This is a genomic window from Histophilus somni 2336, assembly GCF_000019405.1.
GTDB lineage: Bacteria > Pseudomonadota > Gammaproteobacteria > Enterobacterales > Pasteurellaceae > Histophilus > Histophilus somni.
In genome coordinates this window covers 1,888,670-1,909,629 of record NC_010519.1, presented here as the reverse complement: position 1 = coordinate 1,909,629, position 20,960 = coordinate 1,888,670, and the positions used below count along the sequence as shown (strand labels likewise).

The following is a 20,960-nucleotide window of genomic DNA, read 5'->3' as shown; positions in this document are numbered from 1 at the left end:
TAACACGAAGTGGGTTAAAGTAAAATCTATTTTAAATTATTTATTCTTTTCGTCTAAATACAACCATTCCGCTACCTGTTTAGCAAAATAAGTTAAAATTCCGTCCGCACCTGCTCGTTTAAAGCAAAGTAAACTCTCCATAATACATTCTTTTTCTTTTAGCCAACCATTTTGAATAGCTGCCATGTGCATAGCGTATTCGCCAGATACTTGATAAGCAAAAGTCGGCACGCCGAATTGATCTTTAACTCGATAAACCATATCCAAATAGGGCATACCCGGTTTAACCATAACCATATCCGCACCTTCTTCAATATCAAGAGCAACCTCTTGTAATCCCTCATTAGAATTAGCAGGATCCAGTTGATAGGTTTTTTTGTCGCCCCCTTTTAAGTTTGATGCAGATCCGACAGCATCACGAAATGGTCCGTAATAATTTGAGGCATACTTAGCAGAATAAGCCATAATGAGTGTATTAACAAAGCCTTGCTTTTCAAGTGCGGTACGAATTCTACCAATTCTACCGTCCATCATATCGCTAGGGGCAACAATATCCGCCCCTGCTTGAGCATGAGAAAGGGCTTGTTTTATAAGTACATCAGAAGTTACATCATTGAGTACATATCCATATTCATCAATAATCCCATCTTGTCCATGAACAGTATAAGGATCTAAAGCCACATCAGTCAGTACACCTAATTCAGGGAAATTTGCTTTTAATGCTTTTACCGCTCGTTGAACTAAGCCGTCTTGATTATAAGCCTCTTCCGCCATTAAGGATTTTTTCTCTTGTTCAATGACAGGAAACAATGCAATAACAGGCACACCGTATTTCACCATCAATTCCGCTTCAAGTAAAAGTTGATCGAGCGTTAACCTCTCCACATTGGGCATAGAAGGCACCGACTCACGATGATTTTCTCCCTCAATAATAAACACAGGATAAATCAAGTCATCTACTGTCAGCTTATTTTCCGACATCAAACGACGACTAAAATCCTGCTTACGCATACGACGTAAACGGCGTTGAGGATATCCGGTAAATATTTGTTTAGTCATTTTCCAATCCTTTCTACAAACCAGAGCGAATAATTTAATCTTATTCACTCAAATTCAAATCATTTTTATGATTTTTCCTGTTCATCTTTTGGCTGATAAAAACCCGCACAAATAACACCTATCTCAAATAATAAACACATCGGCAAAGCCAACAATGTTTGAGAAATCGCATCAGGAGGCGTTAGTAGCATACCAATAAAAAATGCAGCAACAATAATGTAAGGTCTTTTTTTTCTTAAATCATCCGGCGTAGTCACACCGCTCCAGCATAATAAAACAATGGCTACCGGCACTTCAAAACATATCCCAAAGGCTAAGAATAGGGCTAAAACAAAATCCAGATAACTACTAATATCCGTAGCGATAGCAACGCCTTCCGGTGCGGTCTTAGTCAAAAAAGCAAATACCAATGGAAATACCACATAATAAGCAAAAGCGACACCGAGATAGAACAACAACGTACTGGAAAACAGCAAAGGATAAACTAGACGTTTCTCATGTTGATACAATGCAGGAGCAACAAACGCCCAAATTTGATATAACAAAAAAGGCACTGAAATAAACAAAGCAACTACTGCGGTTAACTTAATCGGAGTAAAGAAAGGTGTCGCAATATTCGTCGCAATCATTGTCGCACCGGCAGGCAATACATCTAATAAAGGCGAGGCAACAAAATTATAAATATCATTTGCGAAATAAACTAAGGCGAGAAATATTACGACTACAAAAATGATACTGCGTAATAATCTATCACGCAGTTCTAATAAATGGTTAATTAATGGCTGAGACTTTTCGACACTCATACTTTTTCTTTACTATTTTCAATCACTTCATTAGACGAGATAGTCGTTGGCTCCTTTTCTGAAAAATCAGATTCAGTAAGTTCCAACATAGGTTCTCCCTCTTCCGCTAACTCTGCAAGTTCAGCAGGAGATAACTCACCGGAAGGAAAATCAAGATTTTTTTCTATTTCGGTCGTTGCAGTACCCTGTGAATTTTGCACCGCACTTTTCAGTTCTTGCACTTGCTCTTCAACAGAAGAATTTGTTTCAGCAGCTTTCTCCTCTAAATTCATTTTAATTTTTTGTGCTGATTGACGTAATTCTTCTACGGTTTCACTAAGTTCCGGAGATAATTGGGAAATATTGAGATCTTCAGCTTTTTTAATGCTTTCTTGTAACTCTTTCAGTTTTAATTCCTGACTAAGTTCATTTTGTACATTTGTCGCTAAGCTTCGCACAGTCCTTACCCAACCCATTACCGTACGAACAGCTACAGGCAAACGCTGTGGTCCCAGTACTATCAAGCCCACAACGAAAAGTAAAACAAGTTCGGAGAAACCAATATCAAACACAGATTACGCCTGCTCTTTTTGTTTTGAATTTTCGACTGAAGTTTGCTCTACCTCTTCGGAAATTTTTTTAAATTCGGCATCTTTAGGTTGATCATCATTCATTGCTTTCTTGAAGTCTTTTACCGCACCGCCAAGATCTGAACCAATATTTCTTAATTTTTTAGTACCGAAAATAACCACAACAACTAAAAGCAAAATTAGTAATTGTTGCCAACTTAATCCCATTTTATTTCTCCTATGACATTAAACTTAATAAAAAATCTTGCAGAATATAACCATTTTAAATCATAGTGACAATAGCTAAACTGGATTATTTTTGATCTAACGCATTAAGGTAACAAAAAACCGATTAGCCAAACTAAAAAACCAACTAAGAATAACCCCGCACTTATCGCCAACGGCAATGCAGCGAATTGCCATAACGTTACAGAAAAAATCACTATTCCCACAATTAATACAAACATTTTCTTTTGCCAACGTTGTTGTTTAGCTAACTTCTTGTTAATTTCCACTAATTGCTGACTAATAAATTTTTGTTGTTTCAAGGCGTCCATTAAAGTTTCAGGAAAATCAGGTAGATGCTCCTGCAAATAAGGCAATTTGGCTTTCAACTTTTTAAATGTTGCCTTCATACCTATTTGCTCGTTCAACCAATTTTGTAAAAAGGGTTTTGCTGTATCCCATAAATCTAATTGAGGATAAAGTTGACGCCCTAATCCTTCAATATAAAGTAACGTTTTTTGCAATAACACTAACTGCGGTTGAACTTGCATATTAAATTCACGTGCTACATTAAATAAATTCAGTAAAACTTGTGCAAATGAAATTTCAGATAAAGGCTTGGCGAAAATCGGTTCACATACCTCTCGAAATGCTTGTTCGAAATCATCAATATTCGTATCTTGTGGGGTCCAGCCGGCATCTACGTGCATTTGTGCAACCCGACGATAATCACGATTAAAAAATGCCACAAAACTTTCGGCTAAATAGCGTTTATCACTCTCATTTAATTTCCCCACAATGCCACAGTCAATACCAATATATTGCGGATTTTCAGGACGAAGCGGATTCACAAAAATATTGCCTGGGTGCATATCTGCATGAAAAAAACTATCACGAAATACTTGCGTAAAAAAAACTTGTACACCTCTTTCCGCCAATAGCTTCATATCAGTGCCGTTTCGTTGTAATGTCTCAACATCGGAAACAGGAATGCCGTAAATACGCTCCATCACAATCACATTTTTATGACAAAATGCTTCATACATTTTTGGAATATATAACATCGGACTATCAAGAAAATTTTCTCGCAACTTTATTGCATTCGCCATTTCGACACGTAAATCAAGCTCATCACGCAAAGTTTTTTCATATTCTTGAATAACTTCGACCGCTCTTAAACGATACCCCTCACGAAATAATTTGGGCAGTAAACCGGCTAATTTATACATCCAACTTAAATCCGCCTCAATTTGTGGCTGAATATTTGGACGCAACACCTTGATGACCACTTCCTTTTCCTGTTCCTCGCCCAATTTAAGTTTTGCAGTATGAACTTGTGCAATAGATGCGGAAGCAAGTGCATTTTCATCAAAATCTGTAAACCAATTTTCTAGAGAAGAACCCAAAGCTTGTTCTATTTGCTGACGAGCAATCTTTCCTGAAAAAGCCTCAACGTTATCTTGTAATAAAGCCAATTCATCAGCAATTTCCGCAGGAAATAAATCACGACGTGTCGATAACATTTGCCCCAACTTTATCCAAACTGGTCCTAACTCTTGTAAAGCCAAACGCAAACGTAATCCAAAAGCTTTATTGTTATGTTTATTTTTTAACCAAAAAAATAACATTCGCCAACAACGAATTGAACGAGTATATTTATTATGCGGTAAAATTTCATCAATGCCATAAGATAAAAAAACACGTACTATTTTATATAAACGTTTAATATCATTAAATTTCATCATGCTAAAATCTGATTAATTTTTTGTTCTAAAAGTGCGGTCTGTTTTGCTAAACTTTCCACTTGATCGCAAAAATCCATTACAGCCAATTTGGACGAAAGTACTGTCCACTCTTCTGTCAAACGCTCCGCCCAAAATTGCTGACTTTGCGTAAGCCGATACTTTATTGATTCTGTTAAATTTTTAAGAAAACTGACCGCACTATGTGCAATCACATCACCAACGTAAGGAGAAATCAGCTCTGCCGGATCTTTTTCCAACATTTCCATTAATTCCACAAAATCTTGTAATATCTGCAAATCCCCGCTAAATTGAAGGGAATTATCATTAATAAATCGACTTATTTCCGATTTTTTCGGCATTTGCAATAATAAATTTACCGCAATATCCACTGTACAATCCGCCTCACCTTCATAATGGTTCAATAAATCCACTTGCTGTGCTGAAAAAACGAAATACAAAGAAAAATGTGTTTTTTGTAATGTCAGCTTTAAGATCTTACCTTGTAATTGACGCAAGTATCTTTCACGATGACTTGTCCGTCGCAAAAGATAATTTAATAACAGTTCACATCCCGCATTAATAAACTGCGGTAACATAAACTGTGTTTTCAAAGAATTAAAATCAGGCAACATACTCTATCCTAAAATTTATAGCCTCGGTGTAAAGCCACAATACCGGCGGTTAAATTATAATAACCGACTTGTTCAAAACCGGCATTTATCATCATCTCTTTTAATATGTCCTGTTTCGGGTGCATACGGATAGATTCTGCCAGATAACGATAGCTGTCACTATCATTCACAACAATTTCACCAATTTTTGGCAATACATTAAAAGAATAAAAATGATAGATCTTACTTAAAGGATCCAAAATAGGTTTAGAAAACTCTAACACTAACAACCGTCCACCCGGTTTTAATACCCGAAACATTGAACGTAATGCTTTGTCTTTATCTGTTACATTACGCAACCCGAAACTGATTATCACACAGTCAAACGTATTATCTGCAAAAGGTAATTCTTCCGCATTGGCTTGCACATAATCAACATTACCCACGATACCAAGATTTCTTAATTTCTCACGTCCAACGTCCAACATTGAAGAATTAATATCCGCCAAAATCACTTTTCCCGTTTCACCTACGATACGAGAAAACTTTGCGGAAAAATCCCCTGTACCACCAGCAAGATCGAGGACTTTATGCCCCTTTCTCACTCCGCTACAATCAATAGTAAAGCGTTTCCAAACTCGATGAATGCCGAAAGAAAGTAAATCATTCATCAAATCATATTTTGCCGCTACGGAATGAAAAACATTGGCAACTAATTTTTGTTTCTCTGATTTTGCAACAGTTTGAAATCCAAAATGCGTTGTATCTTTGGAAAAGTGCGGTTGATTTTGTGCAAGATTTTCTGGTTCGCTCATGACTGTGATCCATTAAATGTAATATAAAAATTGTCGTGTAGAATAGCAAAAAAATAGCAATTTGGCTTGTAAATATTAGTTGAAATATTTTCTTAATTCAGTATCATTCTCCGTCTCCAATTTTGGACATGTTTATATTGGGTTCCCTAACCCCAATTTTATTTATCAAAAAGGTACACAAAATGAAAAACATCTCTTCGATCTTCAATGATCAACAAAAAAAACGTGCATTAATCATCTTGAGTTTCTTCCATATATTTATCATTACGGCAAGCAACTACCTCGTTCAAATTCCTTTTGAAATTACCATTCCTCTCACAACTTTAGGATTTGCGGAGAATTTTTCGTTTCACAATACATGGGGAGCTTTCACCTTTCCTTTTATTTTCTTAGCCACAGATTTAACCGTGCGAGTTTTTGGTGCTAGAGAAGCAAGATGGATTATTTTTGTCGTTATGATCCCCGCACTAATCATCAGCTATCTTGTTTCAACATTATTTTCCGATAGCCAATATCAAGGTTTACATGTACTTACATCATTTAACACATTTGTCTTCCGTATTGCGTTTGCCAGTTTTGCGGCTTACCTGTTTGGGCAACTATTAGATGTGTATGTATTTAACCATTTACGTAAATTAAAAACTTGGTGGATTGCACCAAGTTGCTCTATGGTATTCGGCTCACTGGCGGATACGTTCATATTCTTTGGTATTGCTTTCTACGCAAGTAACGATCCGTTTATGGCTGAACACTGGGTCGAAATCGGTTCTGTAGATTATTTATTTAAAATTTTCATTAGTATTCTATTCTTCGTACCTGCTTACGGTATCTTATTGAATTATATAATGAATAAATTACGTTTATTCTCAATGGAAGCTGCAACAACTGCTTAATCTCATTGAAATATAATGCAAACTATAGCGATCAGCACCAACTAATAAAACTATGTAATGTAATTTCACATACAAACCAAGTAATTTAATAGTTTTACTTAATACATGGTGGGATCGCATTTTGCTAAGTTGATTCAGAGATGACAGATGTATTCCAATCCCCATTGACATAAAACTCCAAAAGGAATGAAGTGTTCGGTATAAAATCCATCCATTTAAAAGATAAAACGGAGTTTGTCTATCCGTAACATAAATATAGGAGAATAATTTTCTCCCATTTTTCTTTTGGCTGAAGTAAGTGTATCACCAAACGGTACTAAACCATACCCGATAATATTCCCCGAACATCCCAACAAAATATCAACCATACTCTTCTTTTCCTAAATACTGAGTAACATTATTTGCAAAAAATGATAAATTCTATATTCTACTTAGAATGACTATATAATTTTCTATTTGATATTATGAAATGCCATCAAACACTCATTTTAAGCTTAATTTCTTCCGTAATATCCACTACCACTTTCACTAATACATTTGATACTCAATTAAACGATATAGCCCAACAACATCAGCAGGCAAAAGATGATAAATCACAGCCTAAACCCGATATTCGCCTAAATATCTCTCCCCCTGAATCACTTTTGCTTTCTTATACTGAATTGCCTTGCTATCCTATCCATCAATGGGCGTTTGATAACAGCTATATTTATTCAGGTGAAAGCGAAACCGATAAGCGCACATTGTTTTGTTTTATTTGATTTATCGTGACAGTCACAGAAAAACCACAATTTCCACCGCACTTTGGTCACATCAATCGCAAAACTATATTGATAAGTCGGAAATTGAAGTACAAAAACGCCGAATGGCAGGTTGGGATAATCAAAACGGAAAAATCAGGAGGATTTATTATGAACACACAACATTTTTGCATTATTTTTAGTAACCCCTTACAACGTTTAATCGTTGTATCAGAACTTGCAAAATCCCAAGACAAATCTTCATGTTCGTCTTCTGTTTGTTCAAAAAGTGCGGTCGATTTTTCTTCGCTTTTAGCTCTGTTAAAACCTCTTTATTTCAGTTTGTTTTGTGCCTTGGAGTTTGTTTCTTTTTCTTCGTTTTTCTCTTCTGCTTTTGCTGAAACTTTAATTATTCAAGCGGATAAATCCGCCCCAAAAACCCAACAACCGATTGTTTTACAAACTACCAATGGGCTTCCGCAAGTCAATATTCAAACGCCCAATACCAAAGGGCTTTCCCATAATAAATATTCACAATTTGATGTTGCCGAGAAAGGAGTAATTTTAAATAACAGTCGCACAAGCACTTCTACCCAACTTGCAGGGCAGGTGACGGCTAATCCTTATCTCGCCCAAGGTGAGGCGAAAGTGATTTTAAACGAGATCAATTCTTCTTCGCCGTCCGTGATGAAAGGCTATGTGGAAGTAGCAGGCGGCAAAGCGGATGTGATTATAGCCAACCCCTCCGGGCTACATTGTGAAGGTTGCGGTGTGATAAATTCCGGTCGAGTGACACTTTCTACAGGCAAGCCTGAGATTAAAAACGGGGAAGTGGAGAGTTTTAAGGTTGAAGCCGGTAAAATCAATGTCAGCGGCAAAGGCTTGGACAACAGTCGTGTGGATTATACTGAAATCCTCGCTCGAGAAGCGGAAGTGAATGCAGGGATTTGGTCGAAAAAAGAAGCAACCGTTATCACAGGGAAAAATAGTATCAAGCGGTTTGATTCCGACAAAACTTTGCAAATTATTCACACAACCCAACACGTTTCAGGCGAGTCACAACCGCAATTTTCCCTTGATGTAGCAGAGCTTGGCGGAATGTATTCGGGCAAAATTTATCTTATCGGTACAGAAAACGGCGTTGGGGTACGCAATGCAGGGCATATTGGTGCAAGTAGCTCAGAGATAGTGATTGATAGTCAGGGCAAGATTGTGAATACCGCATCCGGTCAAATAATAGCAGCGACAAAAAACCGTCTTAAAACCGACCGCACTTTAGATAATGCAGGCAAGCTGTATGCAGAAGAGAGGGTTGAGGTAAAAGCAAAAGAGAATATCGAACAGACTTCGAGCGGTGTGATTCGAGGAAGACAAAATCGGATTGAAAGTGAAAAATCTCTGATTAACCGAGGTGCGGTATTAGGAACGGAAAAGACAGTTATCAAAGCAACAGAGACGGTGGAAAATATTGGCACGGGACAAATATTAGGCGATAAAGTCGTCATTGAAGCCGGTGCTCGTATTGTCAATCGAGACGAGCAACTATCAAGCAATAATAACGATGTTAAATCCGCCGTCATTGCCGCTCATAAACGATTGGATTTGGCAGCACCTGAACTGATAAACCAAAAACAATTTTTGACCATAGCGGAAAAGCAAAACGGTCAAATCACGGAAGGTCCAAGTCTGTTGAGTCAGGGGGATTTGTTTGTCGGTCGCCGTTTGAATTCAACTGAGGAAGTCGAGTTATCTTCTGAAAACTCATCTTTTGCCGATAATTTTAAAAATCAAAGTGGGTTAATTGATGTGGCCGGCAATGCTTATTTTGGAGTGAAATCCTTAATCAATAGTAACGAACATTTAAAAACAGCGTTTGAATTACAAAGTGATACCCAATTAAATGAACATTATTTATTACCCGAAGGACAACCTAATTCTGCCAAAATTGATTTTAACACCTTGCGTTGGATATCTTTTAGTCGAGCCGGTAAAGTAGCATCTAGAGCAACTGAGTTAAAAGAGAGAGAATCCAATGGCAACTTTAACGGTTATGTCTTACCGATGCCGAATGAAGAAAGTTGCAGCAATCTTACCGGTAAGAAAAATTGTCAAATTAAACCACATTCTTTGTATCTACCTAATGACGGGGCTTGGTCACATTTTAATATTCATTTAGATGAAAAAGTACATTTGACCCTCAAAGATTATCCTGATGTAAATCTGTTACAAGCCTATTTTGACATTCCCAATGAACCCGAAAAACCCACTCGAGAAAATAATGAGTCAGAAGCGGATTTTGCTAAACGTCTACAAAGCTATGAAACCGAAAAAGCGGATTATGAGGTAAACAAGTTAGAATATCAGGCAAAACAGACCGCACTTTCATTGCAACTGAAACCTTATTTAGATTGGTTGAAAGCCAATGAGACACAATTTGAGCAATTAGAAAAGGCAATTGAAAAGCACAACGCCGCCTTTTCCAACAAAATCTATGATCGCTTTTGGGACATTAACCTCAACCGTCGCAAAATCAGCCAAACGGTGGTGAAACAAACCGCACCGGGTAAAATATTGGCTGGTGGCGATATGTGGTTTCAAGGTGCGGTGCATAATGACCGTTCGCTAATACTGTCCGGTGGAAATTTAGTAAGTCAAGATGAAAATAGTCCGTTTAAAAACACTGATGAAGAAGGCATTCATTCTACGGAAGAATTCGGTAATCACGAATTTACTTGGTCAAAATGGCGAGGAGGGTTCAAACGCTATTTCCAACGCAAATGGGGAGGACGACATGACCGCCATACCGTGGATAATGTGACTATTCCATTAAATGTGGTATTTAGTCAAACTCAAGGGGATTATGCCGTTGCTACGACAGCACAAAGCAATTCTCAAACTACAGCTCCATTTATTAAAATAACAGACGGCAAGGGTGAAATTCGTTTTACACAAGGGACAACAATACTACCGAGTTCTTCTCTTTATCAAATCAATCCGCAAGCGGACAGTCATATTTTAGTGGAAACCACCCCAGCCTTTACCGATTATCGTAAATGGTTAAGTAGTGATTATATGTTTAATGCTCTTCGTTATGACTCAAATCAAGTACAAAAACGTTTAGGCGACGGCTACTATGAACAACGCCTTGTGCGAGAACAACTTTATCAATTAACCGGTAAACTCCCTTCAGGGCATCAGCAAGATTTTGAAGTGCAATATCAAGCCTTAATGGATTCGGCAGTTAAATTCAGCCAAACTCTAGCAAATGAATTTACCCTCCGACCTGGCGTGAAACTGAGTAAAGCACAAATGGCAAGGTTGACTTCCGATATTGTGTGGCTGGAAACTGAAACAGTGACACTACCTAATGGAAGTCAACAAGAAGTATTGGTACCGAAAGTCTATCTTGTAGCGAACAAAGCAGATTTTTCACCATTAACCACAAAAGGCAGCCTGATTTCAGCGAATAACATTTATGCAAAAAACAGCGAACTGATTAACCAAGGCAGGATTTTCGGACGGGAAGTGATGCAGTTAAATGGCGATAGCTTGCATAATCAAGGTACCTTATCCGCCCAACGACTTTATGTTCAGACATCAGGGGATTTAACTAATGAAGGCGGACACATTGAAGCACAAAGCAGATTAGCCTTGAATGTAAGTGGCACATTTTCACACCGCTCAACCACGAAAACCGATGAAAGTAGCAATCCAAGTTATGGGTACCATTATAAAAACATGCACCTTGACCGTAAGGCATTACTCCACGTGAAAGGCGAAGACGGCACATTATATATCAACGCCGACAATCTTAACCAAATCGGCAGTGATATTATTAACAGTGGCACAGGTGACAGCCTGCTTAATATTAAAAACAGCCTAAAAAGCACCGCACTTTCTACCCAACACAGTGAAAAACTAGGGACAGGCGACCACCGCCGTCAAGAAACCAATCAAAACCTCATTATTAGCCGGATACAAAGCAACGGCAATATCCGCCTAGAAACCGATAATCTTTACACGCAAAGTACGGCGATTGAAACAGCGAAAAAACTGACCGCACTTGCAACAAATGAGATGGTATTTGGGGCAATAAAAACAGTATCAACACTTGAGGAACAGCATCGCTATAAAAGCGGTAATGCTATTTCTAAGAAAAGTAAAGAAACGCACTATAACGAACAGCAAGATAACTATCAGGGTAGCTTGTTAAACGGTGACAGTATTGTACTTGTGGCAGGTGATAAATTAAAAACCGAAGCTACCGATATAAATGCGAAACAACATATTGATATTACTGCAAAAGACATTGATTTGAATGTACTCATCAATACAAAAATGACGGACTATAGGGAGAAAGCCAAAAAAAGCGGTTTGAGTGGTAGTCTTTCGAATGGTGTTGTATCGGTGGGCTATCAACGCAATAAAACTGAATCAAATAATCGAAGTCGCAATGAGGATGTGGTTGCAACACAACTGAATGCAAAAGGCAATATCCGAGTAACGGCTCAACATCAATTAACCTTGAATGCTACTGAAATCCATAGTGGTAGCGATACGCATCTTCAAGGTAGTAAGGTAAATATCAATGCGGTGGATGAGCATCACCTTGGGCAAAGTCGCTATGTCAGCAAATCCGGTGGGGTTGGTGTGAATATGGTGTACAACCCGATTGAAGTAGGAAAAGAAAAATACAAACAACGTCAAGAGCAAGGTGTTGCAAATGGATTTGTTGGTGATGAGCTTTCACGAGCAGAGGCTATTACGGATACTAGCGGTATGATAATGCGAGGTATTCAGCCTTACATCAAGCACCAAAGTCATCAATCCAACAAACAAACTGAACAGGTGATTGCTCAAAGTGCAAACATAGACACGCAAGGCAATTTAACGGTAGTCGCTATCGGTGGCGATATCATCACCCAAGGTGCAACTTTATCTGTGGAAAAAGATGCGACCTTTACGGCAACCGGCGATGTTCATTTTGATGTAGCCATCAACCGTTATAGCCAATCGGCGAACAGTTCCAATAAGGGATTTGAGGTTAACGGGTTAAATAAATATATAGCAGGTGTTGGCAAAGGGCGTGAAAACGGCAAGCAATCGTTGATTGAGGAAAAAGGCACGGTGATTTCCGTGGGCGGAAATAGCCAAACCACTGCTCAACAGGGCGACATCATAGGTAAAGGTTTAGTGTTGGTAAGTGAAGGCGATAACAGCTTCAGTGCGGCAGGTGATATTCTTTTTACGACGGCGACTACCACACAAACTCAACGCCAAGCGAGAAAAAATCACGCCATTGGTGAGGTGGCGACATCAGAAACAGAGCGTTTCTTTGGTTATCATCGTGAGCGGTTTAATCAAGCTGGTGATAGTCTCCGTCATCAAGGCAGTCAAGTTGTCAGTCTTAATGGTAATGTGGAAATCAATGCAGGCAAGGATTATCATCAAACCTCAAGTCAAATACTGTCGAAAAACAAACTGCATATTACCGCAGAGAATATTGAAGCGGTGGCAGCTCATAATGAGCAAACACAACAACAAAGTCAAAGTGATTTGAAAATCGGACAATTTAATCGCATCAAATCGCCGATTATTGATATTATCCAAACAGTTGAACGGGTGGTAAAAAACAAAGAGGCCTCTACAAGGCTTCAGACTGCACAAGCCTTAGGTTTGGCGGCTCAGGGTTATACATTAGCCGACAGCATTTATAAAATTGCCAATAAAACGCCGAATACCGGTTATTTGATACGAGTAGAAAGTGGCACAGGTGTCGCTCACAGTCGCCAATTACAGGAAAGTGAAGCTCATCTCAGTCAAGGGAATGTGTTAAATGGCAAAGAAGTGGTGCTAACAGCTCGAGGTGATAACACAGAAAGCAACGCACAAAACAGTAACAAAACCGACCGCACTTTATCAACTGAATCAATGGCAAATCACAACCAAAGCGGTACAGGTAATATCCGCCTTGAGCATGCTGATATTGTGTCAAAAGACAAAGACGGCAACCGCCTTGAAAACAGTCGGATTGAGCTAAATGCAAACAAGATAGAAATAGAAGCAGGCGAAAGTCGAACCAAGGAAAAATCCCGTGGGCAAAATGTGGGTGTGGAAGTAGGTATGTTTGCTCAAGCAGGAGCTCAAACGGGTGTAGGGGTTTATGCTACTGTCGGTGGCGGTAGTCAAAAAGCCAACGGAGAAAGTTCCACTTACCATAACAGTCATTTAGATGCAGAACATATTAAGTTTAACAGCCAAGGGGACATTACCCTCAACGGCACAACCGCTACTGCTGAGCGAATTGATGTGAATGCTAAAGGCGACCTTCGGATTGAAAGCAAGCAAGACAGCAACAATTACAACAGCAAAGGCAGTCAGGCAGGGATTAGTGTAGATGTGAGTTTTGGTAATGCTTGGAGTGTGAGTGGTTTTGCTTCGGGTGAGAAGGGCAAAAACAGTTATAAACAAGTTAATGAACAGGCAGGTTTAATTGCAGGCAAAGGCGGTTATCATATAGAGGCAAACAACGTCCACTTGAAAGGCAGTGCCATTGCTTCAACTACCCCAAACAACAGTGAACTGCAAACCAATCGCCTCACTTTTAATGACATTCGAAATGAATCAAGTCATAAGGCAACAAGTGTTTCAATCTCAGGCACTTACGGTAAAGGAGCAGATTACTACCAAGATAGTGAAACCGGCAAACTGAGCAAAAAAGGAGCAGAAAATGCGGTGTTGGTTGAAGGAAAAACCGCTCCGAACATAACGCCGAGCTTGCCGATGCACAGCCAAGGCAGTGACAGTTCCGTTACCAAAGCGACGCTTACGGAAGGGAAAATCACCTTAAACAAAGACACAAACCCAATCCAAACCACAGCAAAAGCGTTGGGGATTAATACCGACCTTAGCCAAGCAAACAGCCAAGTGGCAAAACCAAAAGAGGTGAAAAAACTGCTTGTGGAGCAAAAGGAGATTGCTCGGGCAGTGGGGTATATGGTGAGTGCCATTGATATTTTTACATCAAATTTAGCAGAAGAGGCTAAACGGGAAGAAAATAAAGCGAAGGCAGTATTTGAAAAAGCAAAAAAAGAGGGGAAAGCGGAAGAAATTGAACGAGTCGGAAAAATATATCGTGAAGCCGTTGAACAGAGTGAAAATTGGGATACAGGAGGCAAATACAAACAAGCTGCTGATTTCATTACAGCAATTGTCACATTAGCTGTTGCGGGCAAGCCTACGGAAGCGATAGTATCAGGAGGTTTATCGCCTTATATCAATCAAGCGATTAAAGAAGCGACAAAAGACATACCTGAATTAAATATTCCAACGCATATACTTTGGGGTGCGATTGAATCTCACCTTAAAGGGGGAAATGCAGTTTCAGGGGCGATTGCGGTTGGTGTTGGAGAGGTGACAGCACATTATTTGGCGACTGCACTTTATCACAAAGACCCGAGAGAGCTTTCTGAAAATGAGAAACAGGAGATAATTAAAATTAGTGAAATCACATCAGCGATAGCGAGTGGTTTAAGCAATGGGGTGTCAGGTGAAACATTATCTTCCGCATTATCCAATTTGAGTGTAGATAGTGAAGTTACTCAAAGTGCGGTTGAAAATAATTTTGCCAAAGCCTTTGTGGCAGGAACAAAGGTTATTATTAAAGCAGCGAAAAAGCGAGTAAAAAACGGCAGATTAAGTGTAGATGATTTAAAAGCGACATTAAAAGAAGAAGGGTTAGATATAGCAGATAATCTTTTAACCTTAGCTGATGGAGAGCTGACGTGGGATGATGCTTTAGCTACTATAGATTTGGTTGTTGGTACAGAATTTAATACGGCGAATAGAGGAGATGCGGCTAAGAAAATAGGTGAATTTCTTGATAAGAAAGTCATTAAAAAAGTAGATGGCTATGATGTCAGAGAAATAGATGTAGGTAGAGTAGGACAATGGAATAAACATTTAAATAAGCCGGAGCCGAATACTATTTATAAGCTGAGTAATGGGCATGAGTATAAAACGGACGCATTAGGAAGGGTAGAAGAGGTAAAAGGTCGTTTAAAATTAGAGGTAAATGACAGAAATAGATATCAACAAGCCATAACCGGAGGGGAATGTCGTTTAGAAAGCGATTGCGGAGGACATTTACTGGCATCAATGTTTGGAGGTGCAGGAGAGAAAATAAATCTTGTAGCAATGGATGAGATATTGAATGGACCGAAAGGAAAATGGTATCAGATGGAAAGGCAATGGAAGCAAGCTTTAGAGCAAGGTAAGAAAGTGGAGATTGATATTAAACCAATATATAGAGGGAATAGTAAAAGACCTGATAGTTTTGAAATTAAGTTCTCTATTGATAATAGTATAAATAGAAGAAATTTAAAAAATACTGCTACGGGAGAATAGTTTAATGAATGTTGCTTTATATGAGAGAAAATATATTGAAATAGCTAAGGTTATTTGGTCAATAATGTCTATTGAAGCCAAAGAATATGTTGTTCAGTGTGAGATATTTCCTAATACAGAAAGTTGTAAGCTTTTTTGGATTACATCAAAGTCTATAAAAAAAGAATATAGTATGAATGATTTTCCAGATGAAATCGCTACAAAATTAATTTTTTTATTTAGAGATTTAAATAACTTAATGAAATTAGATGGAAATTTTTGGTCTCATTGTCAATTTACACTTACTGAGTCAGGAGAATTCAATATTCAATTTGCTTATATACCAAAGGAAGATAGTTGGAATATGTTATATATGAAAGGAATAAGTGATCTAACTGAAGAAGAAACTAAGGAATATTATATTCCTTTAGAAATTTGGAGGGACAGAGTGAATAGGAAAGAAGAGATTTATGCTAAATTTCCTATAAAGTCAATGGAGGAAATAAAATAAATGAAATTTATAGAAATACACCAACAAGAGAGTAAATAATGGAAATTCAAAAAATCTATCAAGCTATAGGTCAAAAAATATGGAGTTTCTTTCCTACAGAAGCATCAAGTATTAGTTTTTATGCTCATATATATGAAAATCATTATGGATATTCTTTAGGTGAACAGGTTAACAGTTATCTAACAAATAGATTAAAGGCAACCTTGCCAAGTAACGCACCTAACTATAATACTTTACCAGAACAAGAACAAGGAAAACATTCCGGAACATTTAACTATTCAACGTCGCCAATTTTCATAAAAAAACAGGGAGAAAAATAATGATAAATAAACGATGGTTTAAAATTATTTTTTTAGTAATGATACTATTGAATATAGCTATTTTTTACAAAATAAATTCCAATAATTATCATGAGGCTTTACTCGGAAGAGCATTAGTTCTTAAAGATATTATTGAAAAATATGAGAAAGAAAACGGCAAATTACCAGAGAGCTTACATTGTTGTTTATCAGGTTTAAAACCAACAGCAAAAGAAATGTATGTTTTTCCTTTAGATATAGATGATAGCTTAGCATTTATACATGAATATGATTATATAGAAGATCGTTATATGTTAATTATTGGGGATCGCTACCCTCCTAATTTAATATACATATACGATACAAAAGAATTAATATTTGATTCTGATTTGATTTCAAATTTTGGTTTATAGGATATATTCAGCAAAGTGTTTGTTTTGATTAAACTTTTGCAAACTCTATCGGTAAATTTACCGCTTGTATTAGATACAAGTAGCAACACCGTCAACGCCAAACAGATTGAGATTAGGGCAAGAAGCGGTGATATTCAGGCGACACAAACGGACTTTACCGGACGGGGAGAAAACGGCGAAAGATTGCAAGACAGTCGCAGTTATCGGAGCCGAGGCAGTCAGGCAGGGATTAGTGTAGATGTGAGTTTTGGTAATGCTTGGAGCGTGAGCGGTTTTGCTTCGGGTGAGAAAGGTAAAAGCAGTTATAAACAAGTTAATGAACAGGCAGGTTTAATTGCAGGCAAAGGCGGTTATCATATAGAAGCAAACAACATCCACTTGAAAGGCGGTACCATTGCTTCAACTACCCCAAACAACAGTGAACTACGAACCAATCGCCTCACTTTTAATGACATTCGAAATGAATCAAGTCATAAGGCAACAAGTGTTTCAATCTCAGGCACTTACGGCAAAACCGCTCCGAACATAACCCCGAGCTTACCGATGCATAGTCAAAGTAATGACAGCTCAATCACCAAAGCGACGCTTACGGAAGGGAAAATCACCTTAAACAAAGACACAAACCCAATCAAAACCACAGCAAAAGCGTTGGGGATTAATACCGACCTTAGCCAAGCAAACAGCCAAGTGGCAAAACCAAAAGAGGTGAAAAAACTACTGGCGGAGCAAAAGGAGATTGCTCGGGCAGTGGGGTATATTAGTCAAGCAGCCAATGTTTATGCCAATAACAAGGCAAAAGAAACACAAGATGTGGAATGGCAAGAGGGCGGTTCAAAAAGACGTAAACTTGATGCTGTCGTTGCTACGGTAGGGGCAATTTTAAGTGGTGGCACTGCTGGGCAAGTTGTCGCTGCTGCGATTTCTCCGGAGCTGAATGCACAAATTCACACAATGACAAAAGACAATAAAATGGCTAATTTGTTAGCTCACGCTTTACTTTCTGCTACTGAAGCACATCTATCAGGTACAAATGCCCTTGTCGGAGCGACTGCCGGTGTGGCAGGTGAGACTACGGCAATGTTCCTCTCGGATGTGGTTTTCAATAAATCGGCAGAGCAATTAAACAATGAAGAACGGACACTCCTCAAAGTGGCTTCACAGCTAAGTGGTTTGATTGTCAGCAATGTAACGGGTGGCAATACTTCATCAACGATATTAGGAGCAGAGACAGCAAAAAGTGCGGTGAAAAATAATTTCTTATCACAGCATGAATATGCTAAATTAAATAGATTAGTAGAGAAAAAAATATTAACTCCTGAAGAAGCAATACTAATCCAATATTTATTAAAGAAAGATCAGGTTTCAGACAAGTTATTACATACCTACCAAACCAGTCCTGATACCCTTACTCAAAAAGATAGAGAAATCCTGTTTAAGTGGGTAAAGGAATATAGCGATGTACCAGCTCAAATGAGATTATTGAATACACCAATAGATTCACCACAAATAAAACCGGATTATTCTGATTTAAAATTAAGAGCTCAAAGAGTATATAGCTATTCGGAAAGTTTTGAAGGACGTTTGAGCAACTCTCTTGCAACAGGGCTTTCATTTGTGGGAACAGGAGCACATAGTGCGGCTGTAAAAGGTGTCCAATACGTTGGTAAAATAGCTAAAGGAGCTTCATCTGCGGCAAAAACAACTGCAAGTGTAATAGGAGAATTTTCGACTAAATATCCTAACACCACTGGAATGTTGATTGATGGAGGTATTTCGCTTGGAGCTCATGTAGGATATAAAACAGTTACAGGGCAAGATATTAATCCTTATGATGCGTTAGGTGCATTTTCAGGAGGTGCTTTAACCAGAAATCGATCATTGGGTAATCAAATTAGGATTAATATAGGTATTGCAACAGTAACCAGCTTATCAAAAGATCCTAGTGGAAATACCTTAGGCAGCGATTATTTCAGTGCAATAGTTTCTCCTATAATAAATAAGCCATTTAGCCTTAAAGATTCTACCTTTGGAAATATTCTTGGCGGTGCTTTTGGAGAGTATGGAGGAGATTTTGATAATAGAGTAAAAGATTATGAAAAAGTAAAGAAATACCTTAATAACAAGGAGTTGTCAAAATGATCAAGACGATAATTTATTTAATTGCATTATTTTTGGCAGTATTTTCTGCTGCGGCATTAAAGCATATAGGGATATTTATATATATCTATTGGAAATTTGGTGATTTTTATTGGGCTGAAGATGCTTTAAGTGATATTTTATCTTTTGCAATTCCTTTATTTATAGGATTATGTATAAAAAAAATAATATCAAATAAATTTAATATTAAATAAAGCCTATTCTTACTTGGCAGAAAAATCCTTAGAACAAGTGCAAGGGAATCCGAATGCAAGTTCATCAGAAATTGAAGCAAAACTGACCGCACTTATTAAAGCGACACAATCCCAAAAGCAATGGGATAACAATGGCACATACAACAAAACAGCCAAGGTATTGACCACTGTTTTAACCGGTGTATTAGCGAATCAAAGTGCGGGGGCGATAGGGACAAAACTTGCCGGTCCAACGGTTAATAACCTGATAAAACAGGCAACAACCGATGAAAATGGTGATGTTAATCTGCCACTTAATATCTTGGCTCACGCCACTTGGGGAGCAATTGAAGCAACAGTTGCAGATGGCAATGCCGCAGCAGGTGCAGTTTCAGCAGCAACAGCAGAGCTGGCAGCTCCAAGATTGGCTAAATTGCTGTACAACAAAACCGAAGTGAGCCAATTGACAGCAGAAGAACGGCAACATATTATCACTTTAAGTTCAATTGCAGGGGCGGTTGCAGGTGGTGTTACTTCACAGGCAAACAAACAATCGAACACTACAGCAAATACATTGCAAAATGCAGCATTGGGTGGAGAGATTGGGGAAAGTGCAGTGGAGTTTAACGCCCTTTCTCTTAAAGATGTTTATCAATATCAAAAAGCATTAAAAGCAGCTATTCAAAATGGTGAAAGTGTTGATGAAGTTCATAAGAAATTCAGGGAGTTAAGTGAAAAACAACGAGCGGAATTGTTCGCTAATTGTGAGATTGAATGTAGAGTAACAGTACCAAATGAATTATTGAAAGCTGTTGGTCTTGCAGATGAATTATCGGGAGCATTGAATAGCTGGATTCAAGGATTGCCTTTTGAAGAACAGAGTAAATTCTATCAATTAGTTGAAGAAGAAAATACGAAAACTATTGAAGTCTTGAAAGCTCAACAAAGTGCTTTAGAAAAAGGGGCTGAATTAGCCCTTGGTGTAGCTCATTTGCTTGCTAAAGAAGAGGCTTTAAATCAGTCTAGTTCACAAGCAAATTTTGCTAAAAACGCAAAAAATCCTAATGATTGGAAATATATCCCTGCACCTAGAAAAGATGAAATTACAGGAATTACAGGTTTAACTGAGGTAAAGCGTAAAACTTCGATACAAGGTGGAGGAAAACTACGAAATAGATGGAAAGATAGAGAAGGATATATTTATGAATGGGATTCTCAGCATGGCACATTAGAGAAATATAATCATAAAGGAAAACACCTTGGTGAATTTAATTATAAAACAGGAAAGCAAACTAAGAGTGCAGATCCTACTAGAAGGATAGAACCATGACGAAATTAGAGAGATATATAGAGGTATATAGTAATGATACGGATGAACTGTTGGATTCTCTATTCATTCAATTACCTGAAAATATAACGATTTTGTATATTAATCCTGATGATGATGATGAATTTGCTTGTTGTTCATATGTGTTAAATGAAGCTCAAGTTCTGAATTTGGGAGGTAGAAATCTTATCGAAAAATATAAGACTAGTAATGTTGAGTATCAAGTGGCTTGCTATCAAATATTATCCTAATAATG

The 20,960-nt window shown here is 38.0% G+C and carries 18 protein-coding genes; 11 read left to right on the top strand and 7 right to left on the bottom strand.

Annotated elements, in window-relative coordinates; all coding sequences use genetic code 11:
* Nucleotides 1-36 precede the first annotated feature (36 nt).
* The 7 genes from hemB to ubiE form a co-directional block, all read right to left on the bottom strand.
* Nucleotides 37-1,059 (bottom strand): porphobilinogen synthase, encoded by a 1,023-nt coding sequence (gene hemB / locus HSM_RS08555; protein ID WP_011608705.1) that lies wholly within the window; start codon nucleotides 1,057-1,059, stop codon nucleotides 37-39.
* Between the two features lie 65 nt (nucleotides 1,060-1,124).
* A complete protein-coding gene (tatC, locus tag HSM_RS08550) occupies nucleotides 1,125-1,862 on the bottom strand; it encodes a twin-arginine translocase subunit TatC (RefSeq protein ID WP_012340789.1) in 738 nt (245 codons plus the stop codon).
* Entirely contained in the window at nucleotides 1,859-2,413 is a 555-nt protein-coding gene (gene tatB, locus HSM_RS08545) for a Sec-independent protein translocase protein TatB (protein ID WP_012340787.1), read from the bottom strand. Before tatB ends, tatC begins: the two co-directional genes overlap by 4 nt.
* A 3-nt stretch (nucleotides 2,414-2,416) precedes the next feature.
* Complete coding sequence (gene tatA / locus HSM_RS08540) at nucleotides 2,417-2,638, bottom strand: Sec-independent protein translocase subunit TatA (RefSeq protein ID WP_011608702.1); 222 nt, start codon at nucleotides 2,636-2,638, stop codon at nucleotides 2,417-2,419.
* Between the two features lie 104 nt (nucleotides 2,639-2,742).
* Entirely contained in the window at nucleotides 2,743-4,377 is a 1,635-nt protein-coding gene (ubiB, locus tag HSM_RS08535; protein ID WP_041605323.1) for a ubiquinone biosynthesis regulatory protein kinase UbiB, read from the bottom strand.
* Complete coding sequence (locus HSM_RS08530) at nucleotides 4,377-5,012, bottom strand: ubiquinone biosynthesis accessory factor UbiJ (protein ID WP_012340785.1); 636 nt, start codon at nucleotides 5,010-5,012, stop codon at nucleotides 4,377-4,379. Before HSM_RS08530 ends, ubiB begins: the two co-directional genes overlap by 1 nt.
* 8 nt (nucleotides 5,013-5,020) lie before the next feature.
* Nucleotides 5,021-5,806, bottom strand: coding sequence for a bifunctional demethylmenaquinone methyltransferase/2-methoxy-6-polyprenyl-1,4-benzoquinol methylase UbiE (ubiE, locus tag HSM_RS08525; protein ID WP_012340784.1), 786 nt, complete (start codon nucleotides 5,804-5,806; stop codon nucleotides 5,021-5,023).
* Nucleotides 5,807-5,988: 182 nt separating this feature from the next.
* Between ubiE and HSM_RS08520 the strand changes: the two genes are divergently transcribed.
* From HSM_RS08520 to HSM_RS08475, 11 genes are all read left to right on the top strand, one after another.
* Nucleotides 5,989-6,699, top strand: a complete 711-nt coding sequence (locus tag HSM_RS08520) for a 7-cyano-7-deazaguanine/7-aminomethyl-7-deazaguanine transporter (protein ID WP_012340783.1) — start codon at nucleotides 5,989-5,991, stop codon at nucleotides 6,697-6,699.
* Nucleotides 6,700-7,163: 464 nt separating this feature from the next.
* Complete coding sequence (locus tag HSM_RS11315; RefSeq protein ID WP_012340782.1) at nucleotides 7,164-7,460, top strand: hypothetical protein; 297 nt, start codon at nucleotides 7,164-7,166, stop codon at nucleotides 7,458-7,460.
* A complete protein-coding gene (locus HSM_RS10900; protein WP_012340781.1) occupies nucleotides 7,448-7,642 on the top strand; it encodes a ShlB/FhaC/HecB family hemolysin secretion/activation protein in 195 nt (64 codons plus the stop codon). The genes HSM_RS11315 and HSM_RS10900 overlap by 13 nt, the downstream gene beginning before the upstream one ends.
* Nucleotides 7,611-15,845, top strand: a complete 8,235-nt coding sequence (locus HSM_RS08510) for a two-partner secretion domain-containing protein (protein ID WP_012340780.1) — start codon at nucleotides 7,611-7,613, stop codon at nucleotides 15,843-15,845. Before HSM_RS10900 ends, HSM_RS08510 begins: the two co-directional genes overlap by 32 nt.
* 4 nt (nucleotides 15,846-15,849) lie before the next feature.
* On the top strand, nucleotides 15,850-16,335 hold the full coding sequence (locus HSM_RS11195) for an immunity protein YezG family protein (RefSeq protein WP_012340779.1): 486 nt from the start codon (nucleotides 15,850-15,852) through the stop codon (nucleotides 16,333-16,335).
* Nucleotides 16,336-16,373: 38 nt separating this feature from the next.
* Nucleotides 16,374-16,655 (top strand): hypothetical protein, encoded by a 282-nt coding sequence (locus HSM_RS08500; protein ID WP_012340777.1) that lies wholly within the window; start codon nucleotides 16,374-16,376, stop codon nucleotides 16,653-16,655.
* Nucleotides 16,655-17,047, top strand: a complete 393-nt coding sequence (locus tag HSM_RS08495; RefSeq protein ID WP_012340776.1) for a hypothetical protein — start codon at nucleotides 16,655-16,657, stop codon at nucleotides 17,045-17,047. Before HSM_RS08500 ends, HSM_RS08495 begins: the two co-directional genes overlap by 1 nt.
* Nucleotides 17,048-17,071: 24 nt before the next feature.
* Entirely contained in the window at nucleotides 17,072-19,186 is a 2,115-nt protein-coding gene (locus HSM_RS08490; protein WP_157857770.1) for a VENN motif pre-toxin domain-containing protein, read from the top strand.
* Nucleotides 19,183-19,398, top strand: coding sequence for a hypothetical protein (locus tag HSM_RS08485; protein WP_041605136.1), 216 nt, complete (start codon nucleotides 19,183-19,185; stop codon nucleotides 19,396-19,398). The genes HSM_RS08490 and HSM_RS08485 overlap by 4 nt, the downstream gene beginning before the upstream one ends.
* 13 nt (nucleotides 19,399-19,411) lie before the next feature.
* Nucleotides 19,412-20,707 (top strand): colicin E3/pyocin S6 family cytotoxin, encoded by a 1,296-nt coding sequence (locus HSM_RS11050; RefSeq protein ID WP_012340774.1) that lies wholly within the window; start codon nucleotides 19,412-19,414, stop codon nucleotides 20,705-20,707.
* Nucleotides 20,704-20,955, top strand: coding sequence for a DUF7683 domain-containing protein (locus tag HSM_RS08475; RefSeq protein WP_012340773.1), 252 nt, complete (start codon nucleotides 20,704-20,706; stop codon nucleotides 20,953-20,955). Before HSM_RS11050 ends, HSM_RS08475 begins: the two co-directional genes overlap by 4 nt.
* Nucleotides 20,956-20,960: the final 5 nt, after the last annotated feature.

Bases quoted from the DNA above. Each gene is read 5' to 3' on its own strand.
- HSM_RS08510 (WP_012340780.1), top strand. From the start codon at position 7,611: ATGAACACACAACATTTTTGCATTATTTTTAGTAACCCCTTACAACGT.
- HSM_RS11195 (WP_012340779.1), top strand. From the start codon at position 15,850: ATGAATGTTGCTTTATATGAGAGAAAATATATTGAAATAGCTAAGGTT.
- tatA (WP_011608702.1), bottom strand. From the start codon at position 2,638: ATGGGATTAAGTTGGCAACAATTACTAATTTTGCTTTTAGTTGTTGTG.
- HSM_RS11315 (WP_012340782.1), top strand. From the start codon at position 7,164: ATGAAATGCCATCAAACACTCATTTTAAGCTTAATTTCTTCCGTAATA.
- tatC (WP_012340789.1), bottom strand. From the start codon at position 1,862: ATGAGTGTCGAAAAGTCTCAGCCATTAATTAACCATTTATTAGAACTG.
- hemB (WP_011608705.1), bottom strand. From the start codon at position 1,059: ATGACTAAACAAATATTTACCGGATATCCTCAACGCCGTTTACGTCGT.
- HSM_RS08495 (WP_012340776.1), top strand. From the start codon at position 16,655: ATGATAAATAAACGATGGTTTAAAATTATTTTTTTAGTAATGATACTA.
- HSM_RS08485 (WP_041605136.1), top strand. From the start codon at position 19,183: ATGATCAAGACGATAATTTATTTAATTGCATTATTTTTGGCAGTATTT.
- HSM_RS08475 (WP_012340773.1), top strand. From the start codon at position 20,704: ATGACGAAATTAGAGAGATATATAGAGGTATATAGTAATGATACGGAT.
- ubiB (WP_041605323.1), bottom strand. From the start codon at position 4,377: ATGAAATTTAATGATATTAAACGTTTATATAAAATAGTACGTGTTTTT.
- HSM_RS08530 (WP_012340785.1), bottom strand. From the start codon at position 5,012: ATGTTGCCTGATTTTAATTCTTTGAAAACACAGTTTATGTTACCGCAG.
- HSM_RS08520 (WP_012340783.1), top strand. From the start codon at position 5,989: ATGAAAAACATCTCTTCGATCTTCAATGATCAACAAAAAAAACGTGCA.
- HSM_RS08500 (WP_012340777.1), top strand. From the start codon at position 16,374: ATGGAAATTCAAAAAATCTATCAAGCTATAGGTCAAAAAATATGGAGT.
- ubiE (WP_012340784.1), bottom strand. From the start codon at position 5,806: ATGAGCGAACCAGAAAATCTTGCACAAAATCAACCGCACTTTTCCAAA.